28 protein-coding genes and 1 pseudogene are annotated in these 24,757 nt (G+C 63.9%); 3 read left to right on the top strand and 26 right to left on the bottom strand.

Annotated features, from left to right (window positions below):
• Positions 1–8: 8 nt before the first annotated feature.
• The 8 genes from IVA74_RS17220 to IVA74_RS17185 form a co-directional block, all read right to left on the bottom strand.
• Complete coding sequence (locus IVA74_RS17220; RefSeq protein WP_247346222.1) at positions 9–1,265, bottom strand: TCR/Tet family MFS transporter; 1,257 nt, start codon at positions 1,263–1,265, stop codon at positions 9–11.
• A complete protein-coding gene (gene der, locus IVA74_RS17215) occupies positions 1,262–2,644 on the bottom strand; it encodes a ribosome biogenesis GTPase Der (protein ID WP_247346219.1) in 1,383 nt (460 codons plus the stop codon). Before der ends, IVA74_RS17220 begins: the two co-directional genes overlap by 4 nt.
• Positions 2,645–2,693: 49 nt before the next feature.
• Positions 2,694–3,242: a hypothetical protein gene (locus IVA74_RS17210; RefSeq protein WP_247346215.1), complete on the bottom strand. Its 549-nt coding sequence runs from the start codon at positions 3,240–3,242 to the stop codon at positions 2,694–2,696.
• Positions 3,243–3,271: 29 nt separating this feature from the next.
• Positions 3,272–3,925 (bottom strand): tetratricopeptide repeat protein, encoded by a 654-nt coding sequence (locus IVA74_RS17205; protein ID WP_247346212.1) that lies wholly within the window; start codon positions 3,923–3,925, stop codon positions 3,272–3,274.
• A 129-nt stretch (positions 3,926–4,054) separates the two neighbouring features.
• Entirely contained in the window at positions 4,055–5,671 is a 1,617-nt protein-coding gene (locus tag IVA74_RS17200; RefSeq protein ID WP_247346207.1) for a class I adenylate-forming enzyme family protein, read from the bottom strand.
• A gap of 73 nt (positions 5,672–5,744) precedes the next feature.
• A complete protein-coding gene (locus tag IVA74_RS17195) occupies positions 5,745–6,329 on the bottom strand; it encodes an NnrU family protein (protein ID WP_247346204.1) in 585 nt (194 codons plus the stop codon).
• Positions 6,330–6,400: 71 nt separating this feature from the next.
• Complete coding sequence (locus tag IVA74_RS17190) at positions 6,401–6,979, bottom strand: hypothetical protein (protein ID WP_247346778.1); 579 nt, start codon at positions 6,977–6,979, stop codon at positions 6,401–6,403.
• Between the two features lie 102 nt (positions 6,980–7,081).
• Positions 7,082–8,701: a peptide chain release factor 3 gene (locus IVA74_RS17185; RefSeq protein WP_247346201.1), complete on the bottom strand. Its 1,620-nt coding sequence runs from the start codon at positions 8,699–8,701 to the stop codon at positions 7,082–7,084.
• Positions 8,702–8,870: 169 nt separating this feature from the next.
• Here IVA74_RS17185 and sugE point away from each other — a divergent pair, with 169 nt between their 5' ends.
• Positions 8,871–9,185, top strand: coding sequence for a quaternary ammonium compound efflux SMR transporter SugE (gene sugE / locus IVA74_RS17180; RefSeq protein WP_247346198.1), 315 nt, complete (start codon positions 8,871–8,873; stop codon positions 9,183–9,185).
• Here sugE and IVA74_RS17175 read toward each other — a convergent pair.
• The 7 genes from IVA74_RS17175 to IVA74_RS17145 form a co-directional block, all read right to left on the bottom strand.
• On the bottom strand, positions 9,178–10,185 hold the full coding sequence (locus IVA74_RS17175) for an inorganic phosphate transporter (protein ID WP_247346195.1): 1,008 nt from the start codon (positions 10,183–10,185) through the stop codon (positions 9,178–9,180). The two genes, sugE and IVA74_RS17175, sit on opposite strands and share 8 nt — an antisense overlap.
• Before the next feature lie 15 nt (positions 10,186–10,200).
• A complete protein-coding gene (locus tag IVA74_RS17170; protein ID WP_247346192.1) occupies positions 10,201–10,845 on the bottom strand; it encodes a DUF47 domain-containing protein in 645 nt (214 codons plus the stop codon).
• A gap of 164 nt (positions 10,846–11,009) precedes the next feature.
• Positions 11,010–11,978 carry a branched-chain amino acid ABC transporter permease gene (locus IVA74_RS17165; protein WP_247346189.1) on the bottom strand — a complete coding sequence of 323 codons (969 nt, stop codon included), beginning with the start codon at positions 11,976–11,978 and terminating at the stop codon, positions 11,010–11,012.
• 1 nt (position 11,979) lies between these two features.
• Complete coding sequence (locus IVA74_RS17160; RefSeq protein ID WP_247346185.1) at positions 11,980–12,843, bottom strand: branched-chain amino acid ABC transporter permease; 864 nt, start codon at positions 12,841–12,843, stop codon at positions 11,980–11,982.
• A gap of 72 nt (positions 12,844–12,915) precedes the next feature.
• Entirely contained in the window at positions 12,916–14,139 is a 1,224-nt protein-coding gene (locus tag IVA74_RS17155; RefSeq protein WP_247346181.1) for an ABC transporter substrate-binding protein, read from the bottom strand.
• Positions 14,140–14,228: 89 nt separating this feature from the next.
• A complete protein-coding gene (locus tag IVA74_RS17150; protein ID WP_247346178.1) occupies positions 14,229–14,975 on the bottom strand; it encodes an ABC transporter ATP-binding protein in 747 nt (248 codons plus the stop codon).
• Complete coding sequence (locus IVA74_RS17145; protein ID WP_247346176.1) at positions 14,968–15,723, bottom strand: ABC transporter ATP-binding protein; 756 nt, start codon at positions 15,721–15,723, stop codon at positions 14,968–14,970. Before IVA74_RS17145 ends, IVA74_RS17150 begins: the two co-directional genes overlap by 8 nt.
• A 351-nt stretch (positions 15,724–16,074) precedes the next feature.
• Here IVA74_RS17145 and IVA74_RS17140 point away from each other — a divergent pair, with 351 nt between their 5' ends.
• Positions 16,075–16,722, top strand: coding sequence for a hypothetical protein (locus tag IVA74_RS17140; RefSeq protein WP_247346173.1), 648 nt, complete (start codon positions 16,075–16,077; stop codon positions 16,720–16,722).
• 3 nt (positions 16,723–16,725) lie between these two features.
• On the opposite strand, the gene IVA74_RS17135 is transcribed toward IVA74_RS17140, so the two are convergent.
• Positions 16,726–17,085 carry an ArsC family reductase gene (locus tag IVA74_RS17135; RefSeq protein WP_247346170.1) on the bottom strand — a complete coding sequence of 120 codons (360 nt, stop codon included), beginning with the start codon at positions 17,083–17,085 and terminating at the stop codon, positions 16,726–16,728.
• A 105-nt stretch (positions 17,086–17,190) separates the two neighbouring features.
• On the opposite strand from IVA74_RS17135, the gene IVA74_RS17130 reads away from it, so the two are divergent.
• The gene (locus IVA74_RS17130; RefSeq protein WP_247346167.1) at positions 17,191–17,562 is read left to right on the top strand and encodes a tRNA-binding protein; all 372 of its coding nucleotides are present in this window, start codon (positions 17,191–17,193) and stop codon (positions 17,560–17,562) included.
• Positions 17,563–17,564: 2 nt separating this feature from the next.
• Here the strand turns inward: IVA74_RS17130 and IVA74_RS17125 are convergent, their stop codons facing one another.
• From IVA74_RS17125 to IVA74_RS17080, 10 genes and pseudogenes are all read right to left on the bottom strand, one after another.
• Positions 17,565–18,269: a glutathione S-transferase N-terminal domain-containing protein gene (locus IVA74_RS17125; protein ID WP_247346164.1), complete on the bottom strand. Its 705-nt coding sequence runs from the start codon at positions 18,267–18,269 to the stop codon at positions 17,565–17,567.
• A gap of 101 nt (positions 18,270–18,370) precedes the next feature.
• The gene (locus tag IVA74_RS17120) at positions 18,371–18,613 is read right to left on the bottom strand and encodes a hypothetical protein (RefSeq protein ID WP_247346161.1); all 243 of its coding nucleotides are present in this window, start codon (positions 18,611–18,613) and stop codon (positions 18,371–18,373) included.
• 16 nt (positions 18,614–18,629) lie between these two features.
• Entirely contained in the window at positions 18,630–19,292 is a 663-nt protein-coding gene (locus IVA74_RS17115; protein WP_247346158.1) for a DUF429 domain-containing protein, read from the bottom strand.
• 31 nt (positions 19,293–19,323) lie between these two features.
• Positions 19,324–19,671 (bottom strand): carboxymuconolactone decarboxylase family protein, encoded by a 348-nt coding sequence (locus IVA74_RS17110; RefSeq protein ID WP_247346155.1) that lies wholly within the window; start codon positions 19,669–19,671, stop codon positions 19,324–19,326.
• Between the two features lie 3 nt (positions 19,672–19,674).
• Positions 19,675–20,196, bottom strand: coding sequence for a sigma-70 family RNA polymerase sigma factor (locus IVA74_RS17105; RefSeq protein WP_247346153.1), 522 nt, complete (start codon positions 20,194–20,196; stop codon positions 19,675–19,677).
• Complete coding sequence (locus IVA74_RS17100; RefSeq protein WP_247346149.1) at positions 20,193–20,402, bottom strand: DUF2892 domain-containing protein; 210 nt, start codon at positions 20,400–20,402, stop codon at positions 20,193–20,195. The genes IVA74_RS17105 and IVA74_RS17100 overlap by 4 nt, the downstream gene beginning before the upstream one ends.
• Positions 20,403–20,500: 98 nt before the next feature.
• Positions 20,501–21,685 carry a serine hydrolase domain-containing protein gene (locus IVA74_RS17095; RefSeq protein ID WP_247346146.1) on the bottom strand — a complete coding sequence of 395 codons (1,185 nt, stop codon included), beginning with the start codon at positions 21,683–21,685 and terminating at the stop codon, positions 20,501–20,503.
• A gap of 75 nt (positions 21,686–21,760) precedes the next feature.
• A pseudogene (locus IVA74_RS17090) lies at positions 21,761–22,452 on the bottom strand (GNAT family N-acetyltransferase).
• A 4-nt stretch (positions 22,453–22,456) separates the two neighbouring features.
• Complete coding sequence (locus IVA74_RS17085; RefSeq protein WP_247346143.1) at positions 22,457–22,804, bottom strand: Lin0512 family protein; 348 nt, start codon at positions 22,802–22,804, stop codon at positions 22,457–22,459.
• 24 nt (positions 22,805–22,828) lie between these two features.
• Positions 22,829–24,655, bottom strand: coding sequence for a chloride channel protein (locus tag IVA74_RS17080; protein ID WP_247346140.1), 1,827 nt, complete (start codon positions 24,653–24,655; stop codon positions 22,829–22,831).
• Positions 24,656–24,757 lie beyond the last annotated feature (102 nt).

Raw genomic sequence — 24,757 nt, 5'->3', positions numbered from 1 at the left:
TGCCGACCCTACGAGACCGTCTTTGTGGCTCCCAGCGCCCGCACCGCGATCGCCACGCACACCACCATCAGCGCCGCCGCGAGCAGGAACGGCGCGCCGGGAAGCTGCCACGGCGCGCTGGCGCCGATGAAATATGAAAACGTCAGCGTAAACAGGAACGGGCCAACGAGCTGCGACACGCTTTGCACGCTCGCGGTCGCACCCTGCAACTGTCCCTGCTGATGGGGCGCGACCAGCCGCGTCATCAGCGACTGCATGGCGGCACCCGAGATTCCCCACAGCGACATCACGGGAATGCCGAGCCAGAACAGCGGCCCGGTCGGCGCCGCGCCGAAGATCACGAAGCCGACCGCGCCACAGCACAGGCCCATCAACAACGCGTTCCGCTCGCCGAGCACGCGCACGATTGGGCCGATCGCGAGCCCCTGCACCACCATGGCGCAGATGCCGACCATCGCCAGCGTCAGTCCCACGGTTTTCGAATCCCAGCCGTAGCGGTAGGTGGCATAGAGCACAAAGGTCGAGGGCAGCACGACATGCGCGACCTGCGCGATGAAGTTAACGACGGACAACGCAGCGAGCACCGCGTTGGAACGCAGCAGGCGCAGCGCGCCGACCGGATTGGCGCTCGTCCAGTGGAACGGCGAGCGCTTCTCCGGCGCCAGCGATTCCGGCAGCACGAACAGCCCATAGAGTGCATTGGCAAGGCTCAGGGCTGCCGAGGCCCAGAACGGCAGGCGCGGATCGATGTCGCCGAGCAGACCGCCCAGCGCCGGGCCCAGCACGAAACCGGCGCCGAAGGCAGCGCCAATCCTGCCGAAGACCGCCGCGCGCCGCTCCGGCGGCGTGATGTCGGCAATATAGGCAAAGGCGGTCGAGATACTGGCCGAGGTGATGCCGGAAATGACGCGACCGACGAACAGCCAGACCAGCGACGGCGCCAGCGCCATCAGCACATAGTCGGCCGCGAGCCCGAAATTCGACAGCAGCACCACCGGCCGCCGCCCGAAGCGATCCGACAGCGCGCCGAGCACCGGCGAGAACACGAACTGCATCAGCGCCCAGGCAGTGCCGAACAGGCCGAAGATGCGGGCCGCGTGCGCCGTGTCGTTGTCGACGAAGCTCTCGATCAGCTTTGGCAGGATCGGCATGATCACGCCGAGCGCGAGCATATCGAGCAGGATGGTGACGAAGATGAAGGCGACCGCACCGCGCCGGACCGGCGCAGCGCTCTGCGCCATCGCCTCGCCGGCATCGTTGCTCACGACGGCCGCTTGCGCTTGTGGGCGAAGGGATTGGCCTTTTCGCGCAAGGTGATGCGCACCGGCGTGCCCGGCAACTCGAAGGCCTCACGCATCGAATTGGTGAGGTAGCGCATATACGACTGAGGCACCGCGTCCGCGCGCGAGCAGAACAGCACGAAGCTCGGCGGGCGGGCCTTGGTCTGCGTGATGTAATTCAGCTTCAGCCTGCGGCCGGATACGGCGGGCGGCGGATTCGCCTGGACTGCCTCTTCGAACCAGCGGTTCAGCGATGATGTCGACACGCGTTTGTTCCAGAGCGCGTAGGCGTCCTGGATCGCTTGCATCAGGCGGTCAATGCCCTCGCCCATCAGACCGGAGACGGCGACGATCGGCACGCCCCTGACCTGCGGCAGCAAATGGTCGGCATCCCGGCGCAGGCCGGAGATCGCGCCGCCGCCCTTGCTCTCCATCAGGTCCCATTTGTTGACGGCGAGCACGACGGCGCGGCCCTCGCGCTCGATCAGGTCGGCGATGCGAAGATCCTGCTCCTCGAAGCGGTTCTGCGCATCCATCATCATCACGACGACTTCGGCAAAGCGCACCGCGCGCAGTGCGTCGGCGACCGAGAGCTTTTCGAGCTTCTCCTCGATGCGCGAGCGCCGGCGCAGACCCGCGGTGTCGAACACGCGAAAATCGCGGCCCTTCCAGTTGATCTCGACCGCGATGGAATCGCGCGTGGTGCCGGCCTCCGCGCTCGTCAGCAGGCGCTCCTCGCCGAGCAGATGATTGATCATCGTCGACTTGCCGGCGTTGGGCCGGCCGACGATGGCGACCCGGATCGGACGCGTGGCGGCCTCTTCCTCGGTCAGCGGCTCGTCGTCTTCGAGCTCATCGTCCTCCACCGGCTCCGGCATCAGCGGGCGCAGAGCGTCGTAGAGCTCACCCATGCCCTCGCCGTGCTCGGCCGAGACCTGGATCGGATCGCCGAGGCCGAGCGCGAAGGACTCCATCGCGCCGACGTCGCCATGCTTGCCCTCGCTCTTGTTGGCGACGAGCAGCACCGGCTTGTTGGCCTTGCGGGCGAAATCGGCGAAGGCGCGATCGTTGGGCGTGAGGCCGATACGGGCATCGATCACGAAGAACAGCGCGTCGGCCTGTGCGATCGCTGCCTCCGTCTGCTCCTGCATGCGCGCGGTCAGCGAGCCCTTGGCGCCCTCGTCGAGCCCTGCGGTATCGATGATGGTGAACTCGAGGTCGCCGAGCCTGGCCTCCCCCTCGCGGCGGTCGCGGGTGACGCCCGGCAGGTCATCGACGAGCGCGAGCTTCTGCCCGACCAGGCGGTTGAACAGCGTCGACTTGCCGACATTGGGTCGGCCGATAATGGCAATTGTATAGGACATCGGTCATTCGTGCGCTGCTGGAGCTGCGCCTGTCAATGAAATGAAACAATTAGCGCGAGAAGCTGCCGCTCGGCATCGGCGCCGGGAAGGCGCCCTGCGATTGCTGCTGGGTGGTCTGGGTCGGTTGCGCCTGCTGGACGGGTTGATCGGGCGGCGGCGCGGTGGTGCGCTTGCGCACGATCTTCTGCCTGGGCGGCGGAGTGGCCGCGGGCGCCGCCTCCGGCTGGGCCTCGCCATCGACTTCGCCGGCGGGCGCCTCAGCCGGCGCGACTGCTGCGGCGGCCGGCTGCCTGGTCTTTTTCGCCTTGGCTCCCTTCGCCGGCTTGGCCGGCTCGGGCTGAGGCTCCACAGGCAAGGCCGCAACGGCAGGCGCGTTCGGATCGGGCTGTTGCTGGGCGCCCTTGTACATGTCTTTCGGCACGCCCTGCTCAAGGCCCGGCACACCTTCCGGGAACACCGGCTTGCGGTCGCCCGGCAGCTTCTTCTTGGTATCGAGGAAGTCGAGCATGTCGCTCGGATCGAAGCTGGAGCAACCGCCCAGGACGCCCGTGAAGGCGATCAGGACGGCGGCTGCGATCAAGCGTGGCGTGCGGCGCATATCGGTATCTCGTGTCAGCTCTCGGGCCGTCAGCTTTTGGCGACGGGCGGCAGCAGGGCCTGGAGGGCCTCGGCGCGTGAGCGCAGGCCGGGCGGCGTTTCGCCGTCCTCGGCGATCGCATCGAGCCATTTGCGGGCCGCAGTCATGTCGTTGTTGCGCCAGGCCGACAGAGCCAGCATCTCGCGGGCACTGTGACGGAAGGTCGATTTGGGCGCGGCGGAGGCTTCCAGCCGCTGCTGCATGTCGGCATAGCCGGCGCTGTCGAGCAGGAGGCCGGCCGCGCGGAGCTTCGCCAGATCTTGCCACTCACCGCCCACGCTGCGGTCGGCGGCAATGTCGTCATACAGCTTGGCGGCCGCCTTGGGATCGCGGGCCGCCGTCTCGGCTGCCGCACGCAGCCGCGCCAATGTGCGATAGCCCGACGGAGCCTTGGCGGCGAGTTCGGTGAAGGCCGCTTCGGCCTCCGCGTGCTTGTCCTGCTCGGACAGCTCAGCGGCCTTCTCGAAAGCGGCACCGGCCTCGGCGGCCTTCTGGGCCTCCAGATATTGGTAACCGCGCCAGCCACCTACGGCGGCAACGATCAGCACCATCAGGGCGATGAAGAAGATCGAATACTTATCCCACAGCTTCTTGAGCTGTTCGCGACGTACTTCCTCGTCGACTTCGTCAAATAATTCAGACACTTATGATAATCCCATGCCCGTCCGGGTGCGCGCGCCAAAGCGTTCGCGTCAGGAATCCCGGTCCCCACGTGGCGGCGAGGTAGCCTAACGATATGGCGGTGGCAAGGCAAAGCGAGCCCGATCAAGGCGTTAATCACCCGGGACAACCCGAGAGAAGGTTCCCACGAGTTCCCGCAACTGCCGCTTCAGCACCTTGCCGTTGGCATTGCGCGGCAACGGCTCGGCGGTGATCACCATGGTTTCGGGGACCTTGTAGTCGGACAGCCGTTCCGCGCACCAGGCGCGCAAGGCCTCGCTGTCCACCAGCGCGCGCGTCACCACCACCGCGTGAACGCGTTCGCCCAGCACCGGGCATGTCTTGGCAACGATCGCGCTTTCGACCACGGCGGGATGGCTGGCCAGCACGGATTCGACCTCGGCCGAATAGATCTTGAGGCCGCCACGGTTGATCATGTCCTTCTGCCGGTCGAACACCCGGACAAATCCCTCATTGTCGACCGAGCCGAGATCGCCGGAATGCCAGAACCCGCTGGTAAAACTTTCGGCCGTGGCCTTCGGATTGTTCCAATAGCCCTTGATGACGGAGGCACTCTGGATCCAGAGCTCGCCGATTTCGCCATGCGGCAGCTCATGCCCGTCCGCCCCCATTGCCAGGATACGCGCACCCGGACACGGCAGACCGACGCTGTCGATATGGCTTGCCGTCAACTCGCCAGGCATGATCGTGGACGGCGATGTCGTCTCGGTCGCGCCGTAGCAGTTCGTCAGCTCGAGCCCGGGAATTATCGCCTTGAGCTTCTCGATGGTGGCAACCGGCATCGGTGCGCCGCCAAAACCACCGATGCGCCAGCTTGAGAGATCATAGCTGTCGAAATCGGGCTGGAGCAGGCAGAGATTGTACATCGCCGGCACCATCACCGTGTAGGTGACGCGCTCGCGCGCGGCGAGCTTGAGGTATTCGGCGGCTTTGAATTCCGGCATGATGATCAACGCGCCGCCGCAGCAGATCATCGTCGTGATGTTGGCGACGACGCCGGTGACGTGGCCGAGCGGCACCGCCGCGATTGAACGGTCCGCCTGCGTCAATTGCAGGCAGGACACAAAGATCATCGAGGAATGGACGACGTTGCAATGGGCCAGCATCGCGCCCTTCGGCTTGCCTGTCGTGCCCGAGGTGTAGAGGATCATCGCGGTGTCCTCCTCGCTGGTCTCGACCGGCGCCGGGGCCGGCGCGTTGTCGGCGAGCACCGCAAAATGCGACAGAGCCGGATCGTTGTCGACCGCGATGCGGTGGATCACATCAGGCACATCCCGCGCTTCCGGCAGCCGCTCCGCAAGTGCCGCCTCGTGGATCAGGATCTTGGCGCCGCAGTCGGCGAGCACATAGGCGATTTCCGGCTTCTGCTGCCGCGTGCCGAGCAGCACCGTGACCAGCCCCTCATGAGCGGCAGCGAACAGCAACAGCGGAAATTCGACGCGGTTGCCGAGCAGGATCGCGACACGATCGCCGCGCTGCAGTCCGAGCTTGCGAAAGCCGGCCGCGATCCGCGCGGCCTGCTCCGCGGCCTGTCCCCAGCTCAGCCGGACATTGCCTGAGATCAGCGCTTCACCGTCGGCATTGCGGGCGCAGGCGTCCGCAATCATCGCCCACAGGCTCGACGGCCGACCGCAAAATGCCGGCACTACCCGATCGCCGAAGCGCGCCTCGAACCGCATCGGCGGGATCTGAGATTGCGACCAGTCCATCGGAATGCCCTTGGCTTGTTGCTCTTGTTACCTTCCGCGCATGGGCATGCCGGTCCTGTCTTGTGCTGATCGGCTAGCTGCCGATCACGGGAACACCGATCACGACCGGATGGAACGCAAAAGCCAGCGCCAGATAAGCGACGATTCCGACCGCCACCGCGATCAGATCATTGGTGACGCCGCCCACTGGAATCGGCGGGCCGCCGCCATCGGTGCGACGCTTCATCGTAATGCGATCGTACACCGCCCAGCCCAGGAAGGAGCCGAACAGGATGATGGAGCCGAGATCGCCATTGGCCAACAGATGCGCCGCCGCCCACAGCTTGATGCCGGCCAGCATCGGATGCTTCAGCGTCGCATAGATGCGGCCGCGCAGATATGACGCAACCACCAGGATGACCGCGGGCAACATCAGCGCGAGCGTGATGTGCTTCAGTGCCTTCGGCGGATACCAGACGTCGATCCAGCCGGTCGCACGGTAGTGGGCGAAGCCCCAGATGATCAGCGCGAGCCCCGCGAGCGAGACAAGCGAGTAAAGGATCTTGTAGGTCCCCTCGCCCAGTCTCGCGATCGCCTGCGCGCGCGCCTCGCGTTTCGTCGTGAAAACATGGGCCGCGAAAAACAGCGCGAGCCCCAAGATCATGACCAGCAGACCCACGAGATTCTCCCCTCAACCAGTGCCCCAGCCCATGGCGTATCATCGATTGGCGGCGGGTCGCAACTGATGCGCTACTTGCCGATCTCGCGATTGTCGACATACCGGATCGCGATCGGCCGCCCGGCGAGGGCACCGCCAAGACCGCCCGTGAATTTCAGCGGCAGGCAGGCGTTCAACGATGATTTGATCGCATTGAGGTAGGTGGTTCTAGTCTCGGCGGGAACGCCCGAGGTCGCAAAGGTCAGGCGCGGCGGACCGATCAGGCCACCCGCCTTGTTGAAGCTGAAACGCACCGCCATCTGCATGTCCGCGCGCGCATTGTCCGATGGCGGCGACCAGCAGGTGCGCAGCTCGGCGAAGAGATCGCCGATCGTGTCGAGATCGTGATCGGGCTTTTGGTATTTGGCGCGATCGGCCTCCGCCGGTACGCTTTGGATCGTGAGTTGGAGGTTCTGTCCGTAGGGATAATCGATCTCGGGAATACAGGGACCAGGCTCGAGCGGGCTGCAATAGGACGGCGTGCAGGGCCTGCCGTCGAGCACGCTGCATGGCTCGTGCGAAAACGGTATGGGGTTGATCTGCCGGGGCCGCGCGTCCGCGGCGATCGTCGAGATCGCCGGCAGGAGGAAAACAAGGATGCCGCGCCACATCATGCGAGCTCGCAGTGCCACATGGAGAAAGGTGGCATCGTCAGTGCACGCGTCAAGTCCCCGCGCATTCACGTGCTCGCGCGCGACCCGTTTGCGCTCACCCTAGCCCTTCTTCTTGACGTCCTTGACGTTGGTGAACTCAATGCCTTCGGCCCGTTCCCGGGTGTAGCCGAGGTAGAACTCGTTCCTCGCCAGATACACGGGATCGCCATCGACATCGTCGGCGATGCTGGATGTGTTGGCGGCGATGAAGGTGTCGAGCTTCTTGCGGTCATCCGAAGAGACCCAGCGCGCAAGCTGGAACTCGCTCACCTCGAACTCGACCGGCAGCGAATATTCTGCATCCAGCCGCGCCTTCAGCACGTCGAGCTGGAGCGCACCGACGACGCCAACCAGCGCGGGTGCGCCGTCGCGCGGGCGGAACACCTGCACCACGCCCTCTTCCGACATCTGCTGAAGCGCTTCCTTCAGCTTCTTCGCCTTCATCGCATCCGTAAGACGCACGCGGCGGACGATTTCCGGCGCAAAGCTCGGCACGCCGACGAAGTTGAAATCTTCACCGTCGGTCAGCGTGTCGCCGATGCGCAGCGTGCCATGATTGGGAATGCCGACGACGTCGCCGGCATAAGCCTCGTCCGCAACCGAACGGTCCTGCGCGAAGAAGAATTGCGGGCTGGACAGCGGCATGCTCTTGCCGGTGCGCACGAGCTTCGCCTTCATGCCGCGGCTGAGCTTGCCGGAGCACAGACGCGCAAAGGCGATGCGGTCGCGGTGGTTCGGATCCATGTTGGCCTGGATCTTGAACACGAAGGCGCTCATGCGCGGATCGGTGGCTTCGACCCTGCGCTGGTCGCTCTCCTGCGCGCGCGGCTCGGGCGCGAACTTGCCGAGGCCTTGCAGCAGGTCGCCGACGCCGAAATTGCGCAGCGCACTGCCGAAATAGACCGGCGTCAGATGGCCCTCGCGAAACGCTTCGAGCTCGAACGGTTTTGACGCCGCGGTGACGAGATCGAGCTCGTCCTTGACCGCTGACACATCGAGATTGGCATTGAGCTTGGCGAGTTCGGCGATCTCGATCTGCTGCGCCGCACCGGTCTTGGCGCCGCCGCCTTCGAGCAGGCGCACGCCGCCATTGACGACGTCGTAGGTACCGAGGAACTCGCGGCCGCGGCCGACCGGCCAGGTCATCGGCGTGGTGTCGAGCGCCAGCGTCTTCTCGATCTCGTCGAGTAGCTCGAAGACATCGCGGCTCTCGCGGTCCATCTTGTTGATGAAGGTGATGATCGGGATGTCCCGAAGACGACACACCTCGAACAGCTTTCGGGTGCGCGCCTCGATGCCCTTGGCCGCGTCGATCACCATGACGGCGGAATCGACGGCCGTGAGCGTGCGATAGGTGTCTTCCGAAAAGTCCTCGTGGCCCGGGGTGTCCAGCAGATTGAACACGAGGCCCTCGAACTCGAAGGTCATGACCGAGGTCACGACCGAGATGCCGCGCTCGCGCTCGATCTTCATCCAGTCCGAACGCGTGTTGCGCCGCTCGCCCTTGGCCTTGACCTGACCGGCCAGATTGATGGCGCCGCCGAACAGCAGCAGCTTTTCGGTCAGCGTGGTCTTGCCGGCGTCCGGATGCGAAATGATCGCAAAGGTCCGCCGCCGCGACACTTCAGCGGCAAGCGGGGAACGGGCCGGCGATTCGGCTGTGGTGGCGATGTCGGACATTGCGGCAGCGTTTGGCAGGGAAAATGAGCCTTATCAAGCCTCATTTGGTGATTGCAGTGCCTTCCGGCCAGCCCCATATCGGGCTTGGATCAGTGCTTGGGAAGGACGGCCTTCCCGCCCATCAGCACGCCAGTCGCGGGGACGACCCTGCCTCGAAGGGAGGGTCGCCGTGGCCTGGAGCATCCTGTTCGTCGCCGGTCTCCTGGAGATCGCCTGGGCGATCGGCCTCAAATACACCGAGGGATTTACGAAGCTCGTCCCGTCTGTCCTCACGCTCGGGGCCATGGCCGGCAGCATCATCCTGCTCGGGCTTGCCCTCAAATCGCTGCCGATTGGAACCGCTTATGCAGTCTGGACCGGCATCGGCGCGGTCGGCACCGCAACGCTCGGCATCATCCTGTTCGGCGAGCCGGCCACCGCGTTCCGCCTCGCCAGCATCGGGCTGATCGTCGCCGGGATTGTCGGGCTGAAGCTCGTTACCTGATGAAGATCTGTACTGCCCACCAGGTCAGCGCGGCGACGATGGCCGAGGCCGGCATCGTGATGACCCAGGCATAGACGATCGAGCTGGCGACATTCCAGCGCACCGCCGAGAGGCGGCGGGCGGCGCCGACGCCGACGATCGCGCCGGTGATGGTGTGGGTGGTCGAGACGGGAACACCGAGGAAGGTCGCCATGAACAGGGTCGCGGCACCGCCGGTCTCGGCGCAAAAGCCCTGCATCGGGGTCAGTTTTGTAATCCGCAATCCCATCGTGCGGACAATGCGCCAACCACCCATCAGCGTGCCCATTGCCATGGCCGCCTGGCAGGAGAGCACCACCCAGAAGGGTACGAAGAATTCGCCGCCAAGTTGGCCCTGCGAATAGAGCAGCACGGCGATGATGCCCATGGTCTTCTGCGCGTCATTGCCACCATGGCCGAGCGAATAGAGCGAAGCAGAGGCGAACTGCAGGATGCGGAAGGCGCGATCGACGGCAAAGGGGGTGGAGCGCACCGAGGCCCAGGAGACGATCGCAACCAGTACCATCGCGAGCAGGAAGCCGACGAGCGGAGACAGCACGATCGCGATCACCGTCTTGGACAATCCGCTCCAGACCGCCGCCGAAAGGCCGGCTTTGGCCACGCCAGCACCAAATAGACCGCCGATCAATGCGTGGGACGAAGACGACGGGATGCCGAGCGCCCATGTCACGAGGTTCCAGACGATGGCGCCGACCAGCGCCGCGAAGATCACCTGGGCATCCACGATCGCGGGATCGATGATGCCGGTGCCGATGGTCTGGGCGACGTGCAGCCCGAACACCATGAAGGCGACGAAATTGAAGAACGCGGCCCAGAACACCGCGAATTGCGGCCGCAGCACGCGGGTCGAGACGATGGTCGCGATCGAATTGGCGGCGTCGTGCAGGCCGTTCAGGAAGTCGAACAGCAGCGCGACGGCGATCAGTCCGACCAGGACGGGAAGACCCAACGCAACATCCACGGCGCGGCCCCTGCCCTAAACTTGCTCGATGACGATGCTGTTGATCTCGTTCGCGACGTCGTCGAAGCGGTCGGCGACTTTCTCGAGATGGTCGTAGATCTCCGCGCCGACGATGAAATCCATCGCGTTGCCGTCGCGATGCTTGAGGAATAGTTCCTTCAGCCCGATATCCTGGAGGTCGTCGACGCGCCCCTCGAGCTTGGTCAATTCTTCCGTGATCGCAGTCAGCATGGCCACGTTCTGACCGATCGCCTGCATCAGCGGCAACGCGCGACCGACCAGATTGGCGCATTCCACCAAGAGCACGCCGATCTCGCGCATCGGCGGCTCGAAGATGCGAACCTCGAACAGCATCACGGCCTTGGCGGTCTGCTGCATCTGGTCGATGGCGTCGTCCATCGAGGTGATCAGGTTCTTGATGTCGCCGCGGTCGAACGGGGTGATGAAGGTGCGGCGCACCGCCGTCAGCACCTCGCGGGTGATGTTGTCGGCATCGTTCTCGAACTGGTTGACGCGCTGGCAATAGACCGGCGTCTCCTCGCCCCCGTTAAGCATGCCCTGGAGCGCGATCGAGCCCTGAATCACGGTCTGGGCGTGGCGGTCGAACAGGTCGAAGAACCGTTCTTCCTTGGGCAGGAAAGCGCGAAACAATCGCATCATGGGGGAGAGACTACCGGTTGGATTTGGATAATGGCCTAGCCCAAGCGGGCCGTCATGAAACTGTCATAGACCATTTTCGATCCACGCGCGTGCCACCTCACACCTGTGGAGTCGGATCATCCACCGCTTTCGCGCGCCACCGATTTTTCTGCTACATCAATGACTTACAGCGAACGCCGGAGGTAATGCGCGATTTCGCCGATGACGCCACGGCGGAAGGTGAGCACACAGATCACGAAGATCGAGCCCTGGATCACCGTCACCCACTGGCCGAAGCTCGCCAGATATTGCTGCATGGCGATGATCGCGAAGGCACCGACCACGGGCCCGAAGATGGTCCCGAGCCCGCCGACCAGCGTCATCAGCACCACCTCGCCGGACATCGACCAGTGCACGTCGGTGAGCGAAGCGTTCTGCGCCACGAACACCTTCAGCGATCCCGCAAAGCCGGCGAGCGTGCCCGACAGGACGAAAGCCAGGAACTTGTACTGATCGGTCCGGTAACCGAGCGAGATCGCGCGCGGCTCGTTCTCACGGATCGCCTTCAGGACTTCGCCGAACGGCGAATTGATGATGCGGTAGATCAGCAGGAAGCCGGCGAGGAAGCTGACCAGCACCACGTAGTAGAGCACGGTCGGCTTGGTCAAATCGAACACGCCGAACATGCGGCCCTGCGGGATGCCCTGGATGCCGTCCTCACCATGGGTGAACGGCGCCTGGAGGTAGATGAAGTACAGCAGCTGCGACAGCGCCAGCGTGATCATCGAGAAATAGATGCCCTGGCGGCGGATCGAGATGAAGCCGGTGATGAGCGAGAGCCCGAACGCCGCGGCAATGCCGACGAGGATGCCGAGTTCCGGCGGCAACGCCCACACTTTCAGCGCGTGCGCGCTGCAATAGCCGGCGGTGCCCATGAACATCGCGTGGCCGAACGAGAGCAAGCCGCCATAGCCGATCAGGAGATTGAATGCACAGGCCAGCAGCGCGAAGCACAGCGCCTGCATCACGAAGAACGGATAGATGCCGCTGAATGGCACCGCAGCCAGCAGCAGCGCCATCACCACGAACACGATCATCTCGTCGCGGATCGCGCGCGGGGGGGCCGGCAGTCTGTCGTCCGTCAAGGCTGTCATATCAGGCCGCCCTTCCCGTCAATCCCGTTGGCTTCACCAAGAGCACCAGCACCATCAGCACGAACACGACGGTGTTGGAGGCCTCGGGGTAGAAATACTTGGTCATGCCCTCGATCACACCGAGCGCGAAGCCGGTGATGATGGAGCCCATGATCGATCCCATGCCGCCGATCACGACCACCGCGAACACGACGATGATGAGGTCGGCTCCCATCAGCGGCCGCACCTGGTTGATCGGCGCCGACAGCACGCCGGCGAGCGCGGCAAGGCCGACACCGAGGCCGTAGGTCAGCGTGATCATGCGCGGCACGTTGACGCCGAAGGCGCGCACCAGCGTCGGGTTTTCGGTGGCTGCACGCAAATAAGCGCCGAGCCGTGTCTTCTCGATCAGGAACCAGGTCGCGATGCAGACCACCAGCGAGAAGATGACGACCCAGCCGCGATAGACGGGCAGGAACATGAATCCGAGATTCATGCCGCCCTTGAGCTGGTCCGGAATGGCGTAAGGCAGGCCGGAGGAGCCGAAGTAGTTCTGGAACACGCCCTGCACAATCAGCGCAATGCCGAAGGTCAGAAGCAGACCGTAGAGATGATCCAGCCCGGTCAGCCATTGCAGCATGGTCCGCTCCAGGATCATGCCGAAGATGCCGACGATGATCGGCGCAAGCAGCAACGCCCACCAGTAGTTGATGCCGCCGAGGTTCAGCAGGAAATAGGCAGCGAACGCGCCCATCATGTAGACCGCACCATGGGCGAAATTGATGATGTTGAGCATGCCGAAGATCACGGCAAGCCCGAGACTGAGCAGCGCGTAGAACGAGCCGTTGATCAGTCCCACCAGTAGCTGAGCGTAAAGAGCCTGCATCGATCCCGCACCCGGTCCCTTCGGCGTTCCCTGAAAGTCGCCCGCAGGCCTGATGGCCTGCGGGCGGTTATCTTACTTCTTCAAGAGCGCGCACTTGCTCTCGGACAGCGGCGTGAAGGCCTGGTCGCCCGGCACCGTGCCGACCAGCTTGTAGAAGTCCCACGGTCCCTTGGACTCGGAGGGCTTCTTCACCTCGAACAGATAGGCATTGTGGATGGTGCGGCCGTTGGGCTGGATCTCGCCCTTGCCGAACAGATCGTCTTCCGTCGGCATCGACTTCATCTTCTCGACGACCTTGGCGCCGTCATGCGGGTTGCCGCCGAGCGCTTCCAGTGCCTTGAAATAGTGACGCACGCCTGCATAGACGCCAGCCTGCACCATGGTGGGCGGCGCGTTGCTCTTCATCTTCTCGGCGAAGCGCTTGGAGAACGCCCGGGTCTTGTCGTTCATGTCCCAGTAGAAGGTCTCGGTGAAGTTGAGGCCCTGCGCGGTCTCGAGCCCGATCGCCTTGACGTCGGTGAGGAACAGCAACAGCGCCGCGAGCTTCTGGCCGCCCTTGACGATGCCGAACTCGGCCGCCTGCTTGATCGTGTTGGTGGTGTCGCCGCCGGCATTGGCAAGGCCGATGATCTTGGCCTTGGAGGCCTGCGCCTGGAGCAGGAAGGACGAGAAGTCCGGCGTGTTCAGCGGATGCTTGACGCTGCCGACCACCTTGCCGCCATTGGCGGCGATGACCGCAGTGGTGTCGCGCTCCAGCGCCGCGCCGAAGGCGTAGTCCGCGGTCAGGAAGAACCAGGTGTCGCCACCGGCCTTCACCAGCGCCTGGCCGGTGGTATGCGCCAGCATGTAAGTGTCGTAGGTCCAGTGCACGGTATTGGGCGAGCACTGCGCGTTGGTGAGGTCGGAGGTCGCCGCACCCGAGTTGATGTAGACGCCGTTCTTCTCCTTGACGACGTTGTTGACGGCCAGCGCCACGCCGGAATTCGGCACGTCGACGATGATGTCGACTTTGTCGACGTCGAACCATTGCCGCGCGATCGCGGTGCCGATGTCGGGCTTGTTCTGGTGATCGCCCGAGATGAGGTCGATCTTCCAGCCCTTCGCAGCCAGGCCGGAATCTTCAATGGCCATCTGCGCGGCGAGCGTCGAGCCCGGTCCGCCGAGGTCGGCGTAGAGTCCGGACTGATCGGACAGCGCGCCGATCTTGACGGTCTTGTCCTGCGCGGACGCGACGCCTGTTACGGCGAAGGTGAGCGCCGTGGTCAGCAGCAATGACGCAATCGACATGGTCTTCATGCAACTTTCCTTTTGAATTTTCTCGTTCGCAGTTCTTTTGTTGAGCATGATCTTTCGGAAAACCGCTACACACTTTTCCGGATCATGCTTTAAACGCCGAGATAGGTGTGGAGCTTGTCCATGTTGGCGGCAAGCTCCGCATTGGAAAATCCGTCAATGATCTTGCCGTGCTCGACCACGTAATAGCGGTCGGCGACGGTGGATGCGAAGCGGAAGTTCTGCTCGACCAGGAGGATCGTAAAACCCTCCTTCTTGAGCCGCGCAATGGTGTGGCCAATCTGCTGGATGATGACGGGCGCGAGACCCTCGGTCGGCTCGTCCAGCATCAGGAAGTTCGCGCCGGTGCGTAGGATGCGCGCGATCGCGAGCATCTGCTGCTCACCGCCGGAGAGTTTGGTTCCTTGGCTGTTGAGCCGTTCCTTCAGGTTCGGAAACAGATCGAAGATCTGCTCGAGCGGCAATCCCCCTGGGCGCACCACCGGCGGCAGCATCAGGTTCTCCCGCACGTCGAGGCTGGAGAATATCCCCCGCTCTTCCGGACAGAACGCGATGCCCATGCGCGCGATCTTGTCCGAGGTCGTGCGGATGATGTCCTGGTTGTTGAACTTCACCGAGCCGGTACGCTTGCCGATGATGCCCATGATCGACTTCAGCGTGGTGGTCTTGCCGGCGCCGTTACGCCCAAGCAGCGTGACGACCTCGCCCGCATTCACGTCAAAATTGATCCCGTGCAGGATGTGGGACTCGCCATACCAGGCTTCCAGGTTGCGGACCTGAAGGATGTTGCCGCCGCTTGCGGTCTTTGCGGGAGCTTGCGCGGTTGCAGTCTCAACCATGACCGGCTCCCAGATAGGCTTCCTTGACGCGTTCGTCCTTGGTGAGTTCGCTGTAATGGCCTTGCGCGAGCACCTGCCCGCGCGTCAGCACGGTAATGATGTCGGAGAGGTTGGCCACGACGCTCAGATTATGCTCGACCATCAGGATGGTATATTTCGCGGAGATGCGCTTGATCAGCGCGGCGATCTTGTCGATGTCCTCGTGGCCCATGCCGGCCATCGGCTCGTCCAGCAGCATCATCTCGGGGTCGAGTGCAAGCGTGGTTGCGATCTCCAGTGCGCGCTTGCGCCCGTAAGGCATCTCGACCGCGGGCGTATTGGCGAACTCGCTGAGGCCGACATCGTTCAACAATTCGCGCGCGCGATCGTTGAATTGGTTGAGCACGGACTTGGAGCGCCAGAAATCGAAGGAGCTGCCGTGCTGGCGCTGAAGCGCGACGCGGACATTTTCCAGCGCGGTGAGATGCGGAAATACCGCCGAGATCTGGAACGAACGAACCAGCCCCAGGCGAGCCACGTCGGCGGGCGCCATCGTGGTGATGTCCTGCCCCTTGTATAGGATTTTTCCGGCAGACGGCTTGAGGAACTTGGTCAAAAGATTGAAGCACGTCGTCTTGCCGGCGCCGTTGGGGCCGATCAACGCGTGAATGCTCCCACGGCGAACCTTGAGCGCAACGTCCCGGACGGCGAAGAAGCCCGCGAACTCCTTGGTCAAGCCTTCCGTTTCGAGAATGAACTCATCGGCCAAACAGTTTTCCCCCTGCCCGCGCAACACGCGTGGCTGTCCTTGTTGCTTCGGTTTCCGGAGGCCTTTTTCCGGAGGCCTTGGAGCCTCTCCGGAACGCCGCCTCCGGGCGCGGAATATGCCGGAGGTGACGGGGGTTAGGCAAGGCGGAAAGCTGAGCAGGTCAGGCCTCCGGCCGGGAGACTTATGCTCCCTTAGTCGGACGTGTTTTGATGTCGCCTGCCCAGCCTCCCGGTCGCAAGGCGCCGGTCATCAAGCCGTCGTTAACGGTCTTTCGGTCCATGCGCCAGCCTTCATAGAAAATTTTCCCGCAACCAGGATCATGCGCGGGTTTTATACGTCGGGAATATTATCGTGGATTTTGCAAGCGCCGCTCCTTCTGTGGTGAAGTCGATCAGGCAGCGTGATCTCCTGAACACGTGGCTGCGGCTTTATGCGCGCGAGCAGATGGCCCCGGCGATCTGGGAGTACCAGCCCGAGCGGCTCGAGGAAGAGCTCTCCGATCTCATCTATTATACGGTCGACATTTCGGCGCCGAAGCCGCGTCTGACCATCCAGAGCGAAGGTACGCGCATCTCGCGCGCCTATGGACACACGGGCAAAGGCGTTCTGCTCGACGACTATATCGGGCCGCGACTCGTGCCCTTTGTGATGCCGGTCTATTATGAATGCGTGGCGCGCGGCCTGCCCGTCTACAGCGTTGCCGACGTCGACGACATTTACGGGCGGATCGTCGCCTATGAGCGCTTGCTGCTGCCGTTCCAGGTCGACGGCAATATCTGTCACATCATCGCATCGCTCAAGACCTTCTGCGAGGATGGCGGCTTCGAGATCAAGAACCTGATGCGCGGAAATGACGCGCTGCCGCGCCCGAGATCGCGCGCGGTGATCGACCGCGACCTGTTCCATCGCGCTCCCGGCCGCATCGCGCCCGCCGAACTGGTCGAGTTCGCGGACCAGTCGGGCTCCGGTGTCACCACCGCGATCATCGAGCTGAACTAGCCGTCAGCGCGATTTGGCGCCGAAATCCTTGGCGTAGATCTCCGGCTTGAAGCCGACCAGCACCTTGCCGCCAATTTCCAGCACCGGCCGCTTGATCATCGATGGTTGCGCTAGCATCAACACCAGCGCCTTCTTCTCGCTCAAGCCTTCCTTGTCGGCATCGGGAAGCTTCCTGAAGGTCGTCCCGGCGCGATTGAGCAGCGTCTCCCAGCCGACCTTGTCGCTCCACTGCTTGAGCTTGTCCTTCTCCACCCCCTCCGTCTTGTAGTCGTGAAACGTGTAAGTCACGCCATGGGTGTCGAGCCAGGCGCGCGCCTTCTTCATGGTGTCGCAGTTCTTGATGCCGTAGATGATGTTGGGCAAGACGTTCCTCGCGCATGCGTCGTATCGTGATCCCCAAGCGTTGTACGCAACTCCGGTTCGCGCGACAATATTGCGAACGACGCCAACTCTCCGAACGGACACTCCATGCACGTCACCCACGATCCAGCCGCGACCGCGTCGCCGACCATCGACTTCAACAGCTTCCTCGCGGTCGATATTCGCGTCGGCACCATCGTCGATGCAAAACCGTTCCCGGAGGCGCGCAAGCCGGCCTGGCGTCTGTGGATCGACTTCGGTCCCGCGATTGGCGTGCGCAAGAGCTCGGCGCAGATCACCGAAAACCATCCGCTTGAGACGCTGGTCGGCCAACAGGTCGCGGCCGTCGTCAATTTCCCGCCGCGCCAGATCGGTCCGGTCGTCTCGGAGGTACTGACGCTCGGTTTCCCCGATGCCGAGGGCAAGGTCGTGCTGGTGCAGCCGAGCAAGCCCGTGCCGAACGGCGGACGGCTGTTCTAGCCCTAAGGCCGCTTCGGAATGTTCAGCCCGCTCTGGACGGAAGGACGCGCAAGGCCGCGTTCGAGCCAGGCGCCCACCGACTTGAATTGGCCGAATTCTACGAGATCGCCGGCGCCGTAGAACCCGACGAGGTTGCGCACCCAGCCGAGCATGGAAATGTCGGCGATGGTGTAGTCGTCATCCATGAACCATTGCCGGCCGGTAAGATGCGTCTCCATCACGCCGAGCAGGCGCTTGGCCTCGCCCGCGTAGCGCCCGAGCGGCCGCTTGTCCTCGAAATCCTTGCCGGCGAATTTGTGGAAAAAGCCGACCTGGCCGAACATCGGCCCGATGCCGCCCATCTGGAAATGCAGCCACGCGAGCGTCTGGTAACGGCGCGCCGCATCCTGCGGCAGCAGCTTGCCGGTCTTCTCCGCGAGGTACTGCAGGATCGCCCCGGACTCGAACAGCGGCAGCGGCCTGCCGCCGGGACCGTTCGGATCGAGGATCGCCGGGATCTTGCCATTCGGATTAAGCGAGAGGAATTCCGCCGTCTTCTGATCGTCTTTGCCGAAATCGACGAGGTGGACTTCGTAAGGAAGCCCGATCTCTTCCAGCATGATCGAGACCTTGACGCCGTTCGGCGTCGGCAGAGAATAAAGCTGAAGCAACTCCGGGTGCTTGGCTGGCCAGCGCTTGGTGATGGGAAAGGCGGACAGATCGAACATCGGGACCCCGGGCTTCGTTCATGAGACGCCGCCTAATCTGGGCGAGCGGACGAACGACGCAAGGTCGAGTGCTCAGATCGATTTCCCGCACCGGCATCAGGTCACAATGGCCGTAGCAAATGGCTGGTGGCGTAAGTCATATCGCGCTGTACGCGCTGCTCGATGAAGCGCTGCCCGGTAACGAGCAGCGCTCCGGTGAAAACAAGCGCTAGCATCGCGGTCGCGAACTGACTGGTATCATTCATCGCACGAGCTTCTCTCACACCGGTTCGCACAGGGAACGCGGGCCGACCATCGACAGTTCCTGCAGGCTTCAAATAAATTGCTGGTTTTTCCCGGTTCATGAGCCGGCTGCCCACCTCAATAATTGATCTCCATCCGCAGCCCGTGCGGGTCCTCCTCCCCGCCGACACGTTGCGTGCTGTCGCGTGCCGCGACGGTGCAAGCACAGGCGTCGATAAGATCGTCGCGGCCGATGCCGGTGCCGTGACGTTGGGTCAACCATTTCGGCAGGCGCGTGAAGCCGCGTTGCGCGAGGAGCGCGATGCGCTGCTCACGGCCTTCCGCGGATGTCTTCTTCGCAAGCCGGACGCACCCTGCGAGATTCCAGAAGATCAATTCCGGATGCGCTTCGCCGATCGTCGCCTGCCGCGCGGGCGTCATGATCTCGTCGACGTCCCTGATCTTGTCCCTGATATTCCAGAGCTGTGCCGATACGCCCCTGCCCTTGCCTTCGTGCTCCCAATAGTGGCGATTGGCCGCCGCCATGTCGGCGAATGTCCAGAGGTCTCGGCGCGCGCCGAGAAACACCGCGGGACCGACCAGCTCGCGTGCGCGCAAATCGCAGATGCGATAGCCGCTCGGCCTCAATCCGATCGGCATATCGATCATCGCACGCGCGTGCGGCATCGCGAGCAAGCGGGTCAGGCCGGGTGAATAATCGAAGCCATGATCGCCGCTCGCGTCGATCCAGGCAGCGACCCAGCCGAAGCGAAATCCGTCGAGGCCGAGATAGTTGTTCACGCCTACGATCCAGCCACCGATCCGCGCTCGTTCATCCCGTGCCCTCGCTCCGATGTCGCTCGAACAGGCGCTGCGCCAACAGTGCATGGCCGAGCGTGCCGCCGGCGCGAACAGCCGCCGCAATCAATGCGGTCTCCGCGACTTCCTCGCGCGTTGCACCGGCCTTCGCCGCCTGCGCCGTGTGCACGTCGAGGCAATAGGCGCATTGCGTGGTGAGTGCGACCGCGAGGGAGATCAGCTCGCGATATTTTGGCGGGATCAATCCGTCCTTGCGCTCGACCGCGTGGTTGAACGCAAGGAACGCGCTGGCCTCGACCGGCGCGAGCGCCACGAAGTCCGGGATCGATTTCAGATCGTCAGGGCTTTGATAACAGGTCATGGCTCACCTCGTCAGATATTCGCGCATCAGGGCGCGGGCGCGATGCAGGCGTGCCTTCACGGCTTGCCTTGTCGTATCGAGTGCGACGGCGATTTCGTCGATGGTCATTTCCTTGACGTCGCGCATCAGCGCGACATCGCGGTAGTGCGGCGGCAGCGCCTCGAAGGCTGCCGCGACGTCGAGCCGCAAATCGGCTTCTGGGCGCGACAGCAGCAGCGCCTCCGCCTCTCCGTCGTCAATCGCCGGCGCGAGCCCCGCCTTGCGGGCGAGCCGCAGGCATTCGCGGCGGACCACGCTGAACAGCCAGGCCGAAAACGCGAGCCACGAGCGGATCGTGCCGACATGGCGAAACAGGATCCACAGCGCCTCCTGCGTCGCATCCTCGGCATCCGCCGAGCTGCGGCAGGTGGCGCGGGCATAGCGACGGATGTTCGGCTGCGCCGTCTTGAGCAGAGACGCGATCGCCTGGGGATCGCCGAGGCGCGCGGCCTCGAACAGGTTTGGCGAGATCACGGCGGCTCTCACGACACCCCTCCCCTTCCGATGCCGGCCATCGCGCAGATCGGACAATAGCCGACCAGGCCGGTCAGCGCGAAGCCGGCGCCGCCGAGCGCAACCAGCCACGCCGCAGCGCCGCTGAAATACGCGAATGCGGCGACCGCCACCGCGACGCCTAAGGCAATCCGCACCGCCTGATGAAGGCCGCCGATGTTCTTCCTGTAAAATGCCATCACATCCTCCGAGATGAGCCGAAGCAAAATGCCCCGACCATCAAGAGAGGGCGCGACGACCCAAAAGGATTCGCGGCACCGTGCAATTTTTTTCGCGATCAGCGTCCGACGGCCTGATAGGCCAGACGCTTGAATTCGAAGAAGAATGGATTCCAGAAACCCATGTAGCGCTGCGTCATCAGCACGCCGGCGGTATTGGCCTGCGGGCAGATCCACCAATGGGTACCGGCAAGGCCGCCCCACTGGAATTCGCCGGTGGAATTCAGGGGATCGAACGGCATTGGCGCGAAGGTGACGGCGCCGCCGAGGCCAAAGCCTTTGCCGGGGATTGGGCCGAGATTGGCGAAGCGGATGGTCTGGCCTGCGGGCAACTGGTTCGTCATCATCTGCCGCAGCGTCTCCGGCTTCAGCAGCGCATCCGGGCCGGGTAGCAGCGCCCGTACCAAAGCGAGCATGTCGGGCAAGGTCGAGACCAGCCCGCCGCCGCCCGACAGCCGCGGGAACTGCCGTCGATAGGCCTGCGGATAAGGCAGATTGTCGGCCCGGGTGAGGCCGGGCTTCATCGGGTCCAGCACGTCGGCACCATTGTACAGCGCGACCAACCTGCCCTGCTGCGCGTCCGGCACGTGGAAGCCGGTGTCGGTCATGCCGAGCGGCTCGAAGATGCGCGCCTTGAAGACGGCGTCGAGCGGCTTGCCGGAGACGACCTCCACGACACGCCCGAGCACGTCGGTCGCAACCGAATATTCCCAGGACGAGCCGGGATGATAGGACAGCGGCAGATCGGCGAGCTGGTCGATCATGCCGGTCAGCGGCGTGAGCGGATTGAAGATGATCGCCTCGTTATAGCCTTTGAACAGCACCGAACCGGGATCGAAGATGCCGTAGCTGAGGCCGGCCGTATGGGTGAGAAGCTGGCGGACCGTGATCGGGCTCTTGGCTGGCTCGACGTCGGCAAGGCTCGAAGCGCCCGGCTTCAGCACCTTGCGATTGCCGAGTTGCGGCAAGAATTTCTCGACGACGTCATCGAGCCCGATGCGGCCTTCCTCGACCAGCAGCATGACCGCGCAGGTGACGAATATCTTGGTGTTGGAAAACGCCCGAAAAATGTGATCGGGCCGTAGCGCGGTACTCGCCTCGCGATCGGCGAAACCGACGCATTGCTGATCGACGACCTCGCGCCCGCGCAGCACCGCCCAGGATGCGCCAGGAATGATCTCCTGATCGACGTAACGCTGCATTGCCGTCCGTGTGGCGGAAAAATCAGGTGTTCTGGCGTCCATGTGCTTCCCCCAATGATGGTTGGGATCGATATAGCGTGAATTCGCCGGATATGAAGCCCGTCCGAACGGCGCAGCTCAGTCCTGCTTCATGAACGCAGTGACGTGCAGGCGGCGCCGAATCCGCATCCCTGCCGCTGGTACAGCGCGATGGCTGATGAGTTGCTCGAAAACACGTGCAGGAACGGAATTTCGCCGCGTGCCTCGATCTGGCGCGCGGCCGCCGCGAGCAGTGCCTGCGCGTAGCCTCGCCCCCGATGATCAGGGTGGACGCAGACGGCCGTCATCTCGACGAAATTGCCCGGCTTCATGCGCTCGCCGGCCATCGCGACCAATTCGCCGCCGGTGCGGATGCCGAGGAACGTGCCGAGCTCGTGCGTGCGTCGCGCGAAGGGACCGGGCTTGGTCAACTCGGTCAGCGCCATCATGGCGGGAACGTCGGCCGCACCCAACCTGACGATCTCGGCGTCGCGAAGCGGGCTGTCGGCGGGCGAGCCGATCATCTGCTCGCAGGGTCCGGCGAGCACGACCTTGAAGCCGGCGGGAACGTCGACCGTATCCGGCGTAAACAGCGCGGCGACCTGCGAGCCGGACAGAAGATCGCCGAGCGCGGCAAAGCTCGCCTCGGACATGTCGACCATGTCGGCAAACGGCGTCATGTTCACGGGGTAGCGCAGCGCGCGCGGGCCCCCTTCGGTCAGATGTTTGTGGCTGGTCGTGAGCGCGCTCCAGATCGGGCGATCCAGCAGCGTCACGTCACCGTCGGACACCGTCTCAATCCTTCTCGAAGCTGACGATGACGGCGGCATTGGCGATGAGGATGGGGTCGTTGCCCTGTTCCGGGGCCGAGGGAATCTCCAGCCCACCCTTGACCGCGTTGACGGTCACCGTGCCGTAAGGCAGCTCCTTGGCGACGGCTTCCTTGTCCACGCTTTCCGGATTAGGCACCGCGATCGTGACGTCGACGAACATGTCGTTCGCGGTCTTGTTGATCATCCGGAAGAAACCGAGGCTCGAATGCCTGATGGCATCAGACACCGCACGCTTCGCCGCCTTGGTGGCGTCCTTGCCGTGGACGTCCACGCCCATGCCCATCTCGGTGATACAGCGAACGCGAGTCATGCTCATTCCTGTCGGTGCTGGAATTCAGAGGGGCTGAGCTTCCGCGATCCGCGCCTCCGGCACAAGCGCCTTTTCGCGCAGGAAATATGCGTTGCGGTCCTCCTCCTGCGCATTCACGACCGCGCGAATTCGCAGCAGATCCTTGCGCGCCACCAGACCCACCACACGATGGTTGGCGCGGTCGACCACCGGCAAGCGGCCGATATCCGAGGCGACCATGAGATCGGCGACCCGCCCCAGCACGTCGTCGGGATGTGCCACCACGGCCGACGTATCCGATACCACGTCATCAAGCGTTGCCGCCTGGTGATCGCCCTCGGTACGCCAGCGCAGCACGTCGGCACGGGTGACCATGCCGGCGAGCCGCCCGTCGGCGGCGACCACCGGATAGGATTTGTGACGGCGCTGATCCGAAGTGAAGAAAGCGACCGCCGCGTCGACAGGCATGTCGACCGGCAGCGTGTCGACATTCGTCACCATGACATCGGCGGCACGCAGCAGCTCGAACGGATCAATCGCGTATTCGCGCGTGATGTGCTGACCGCGGCGCGCAATCTTCTCGGTCAGGATCGAGCGCTTCAGCAGTAGCACGGTGACGGCGTGCGCCGCGCCGGTTGCCGCCAGCAACGGCAGCAGCATGTCGATATTGCCGGTCAGCTCGATCGCGAACATCACGCCTGTCAGCGGTGAGCGCATCGTGCCGCCCATCATCGCGGCCATCCCGACCAGCGCCCAGAACGACGCTCCGCCGGGCAGCACCAGTCCCTCGATCCAGCCGGCCGTGCCGCCGAGGATGAGCAGCGGCGCCAGCACGCCGCCTGAAGTGCCCGAGCTCAGCGCGATCACCCAGATCGCGGACTTCACCAGCAGCAGCCGGATCGCCTCGTCGCGCGCCATGTGCCCCGACAACAAATCGGCGATCACGTCGTAACCGACGCCGAGCGCGCGCGGATCAATGAGCCCGCCGAGGCCAACGACGAGGCCGCCGAGCATCGGCCACCACATCCAGTGCACCGGCAGATGGTCGAACAGGTCTTCGATCGCGTAGAGCAGCCGCGTCATCAGGCCGGATTGCAGGCCGGCCACGATCCCGACGCCGACCGCAGCTGCCAGTCCCCACCAGGGCAGATCCGGCCGCTCCGCGAACGGAAACAATGGCCCTGTCCCGAACAGCAACGGACGCCACGCCGCCGAGATCACCGCCCCCGTCACGACAGGCAGGAAGCTGCGCGGCTTCCATTCGAACAGAAGGAGCTCGACTGCGAGCAGGACCGCCGCGATCGGCGTGCCGAAGATCGCCGTCATGCCGGCAGCGGCACCGGCGACCAGCAGCGTCTTGCGCTCGGCTGCGGTGAGATGGAAGCACTGCGCGAAGATCGAGCCGATCGCACCGCCGGTCATGATGATCGGCCCCTCGGCGCCGAACGGACCGCCGCTTCCTATCGACACCGCCGAGGACAGCGGTTTCAGGATCGCGACCTTCGGCTGCAGCCGGCTGCCGCCGATCAAAATCGCCTCGATCGCTTCGGGGATGCCGTGGCCGCGGATCTTCTCCGCGCCGAACCGCGCCATCAGCCCGATCACGAGGCCACCGAGCGCCGGCGCCAGCACCATCCAGATCCCCGGATGGGCGTTCGCGAGCGAGACATTCTCGGTGCTGATATGACCGAACCAGACCAGATTGGTCACCAGCGCAATCAGCTTCAGCAGCACCCACGCGGCTCCGGCGCCGAGGCTGCCGACCAGCACGGCCATGCCGATCAGAACCAGGACGCGGCGGTCGGCGGTGAAATCTCCGGGCTTGCCGCGAGGACGCGGGAGGCCGCCGGTAATGTCCAGGGTCTGGCGCATGAATTGCTCTTGAAGGATTTGATTTGGGAGGGATTCTTGTGCCGCCAATATATCGTAACACGATATATATCAAGGAATGGCTGCCATGATCCTCCGGGCCGT

This window comes from Bradyrhizobium sp. 132 (assembly GCF_023074185.1).
Taxonomy (GTDB): Bacteria; Pseudomonadota; Alphaproteobacteria; order Rhizobiales; family Xanthobacteraceae; genus Bradyrhizobium.
This window is presented reverse-complemented; position numbering and strand designations above follow the sequence as displayed.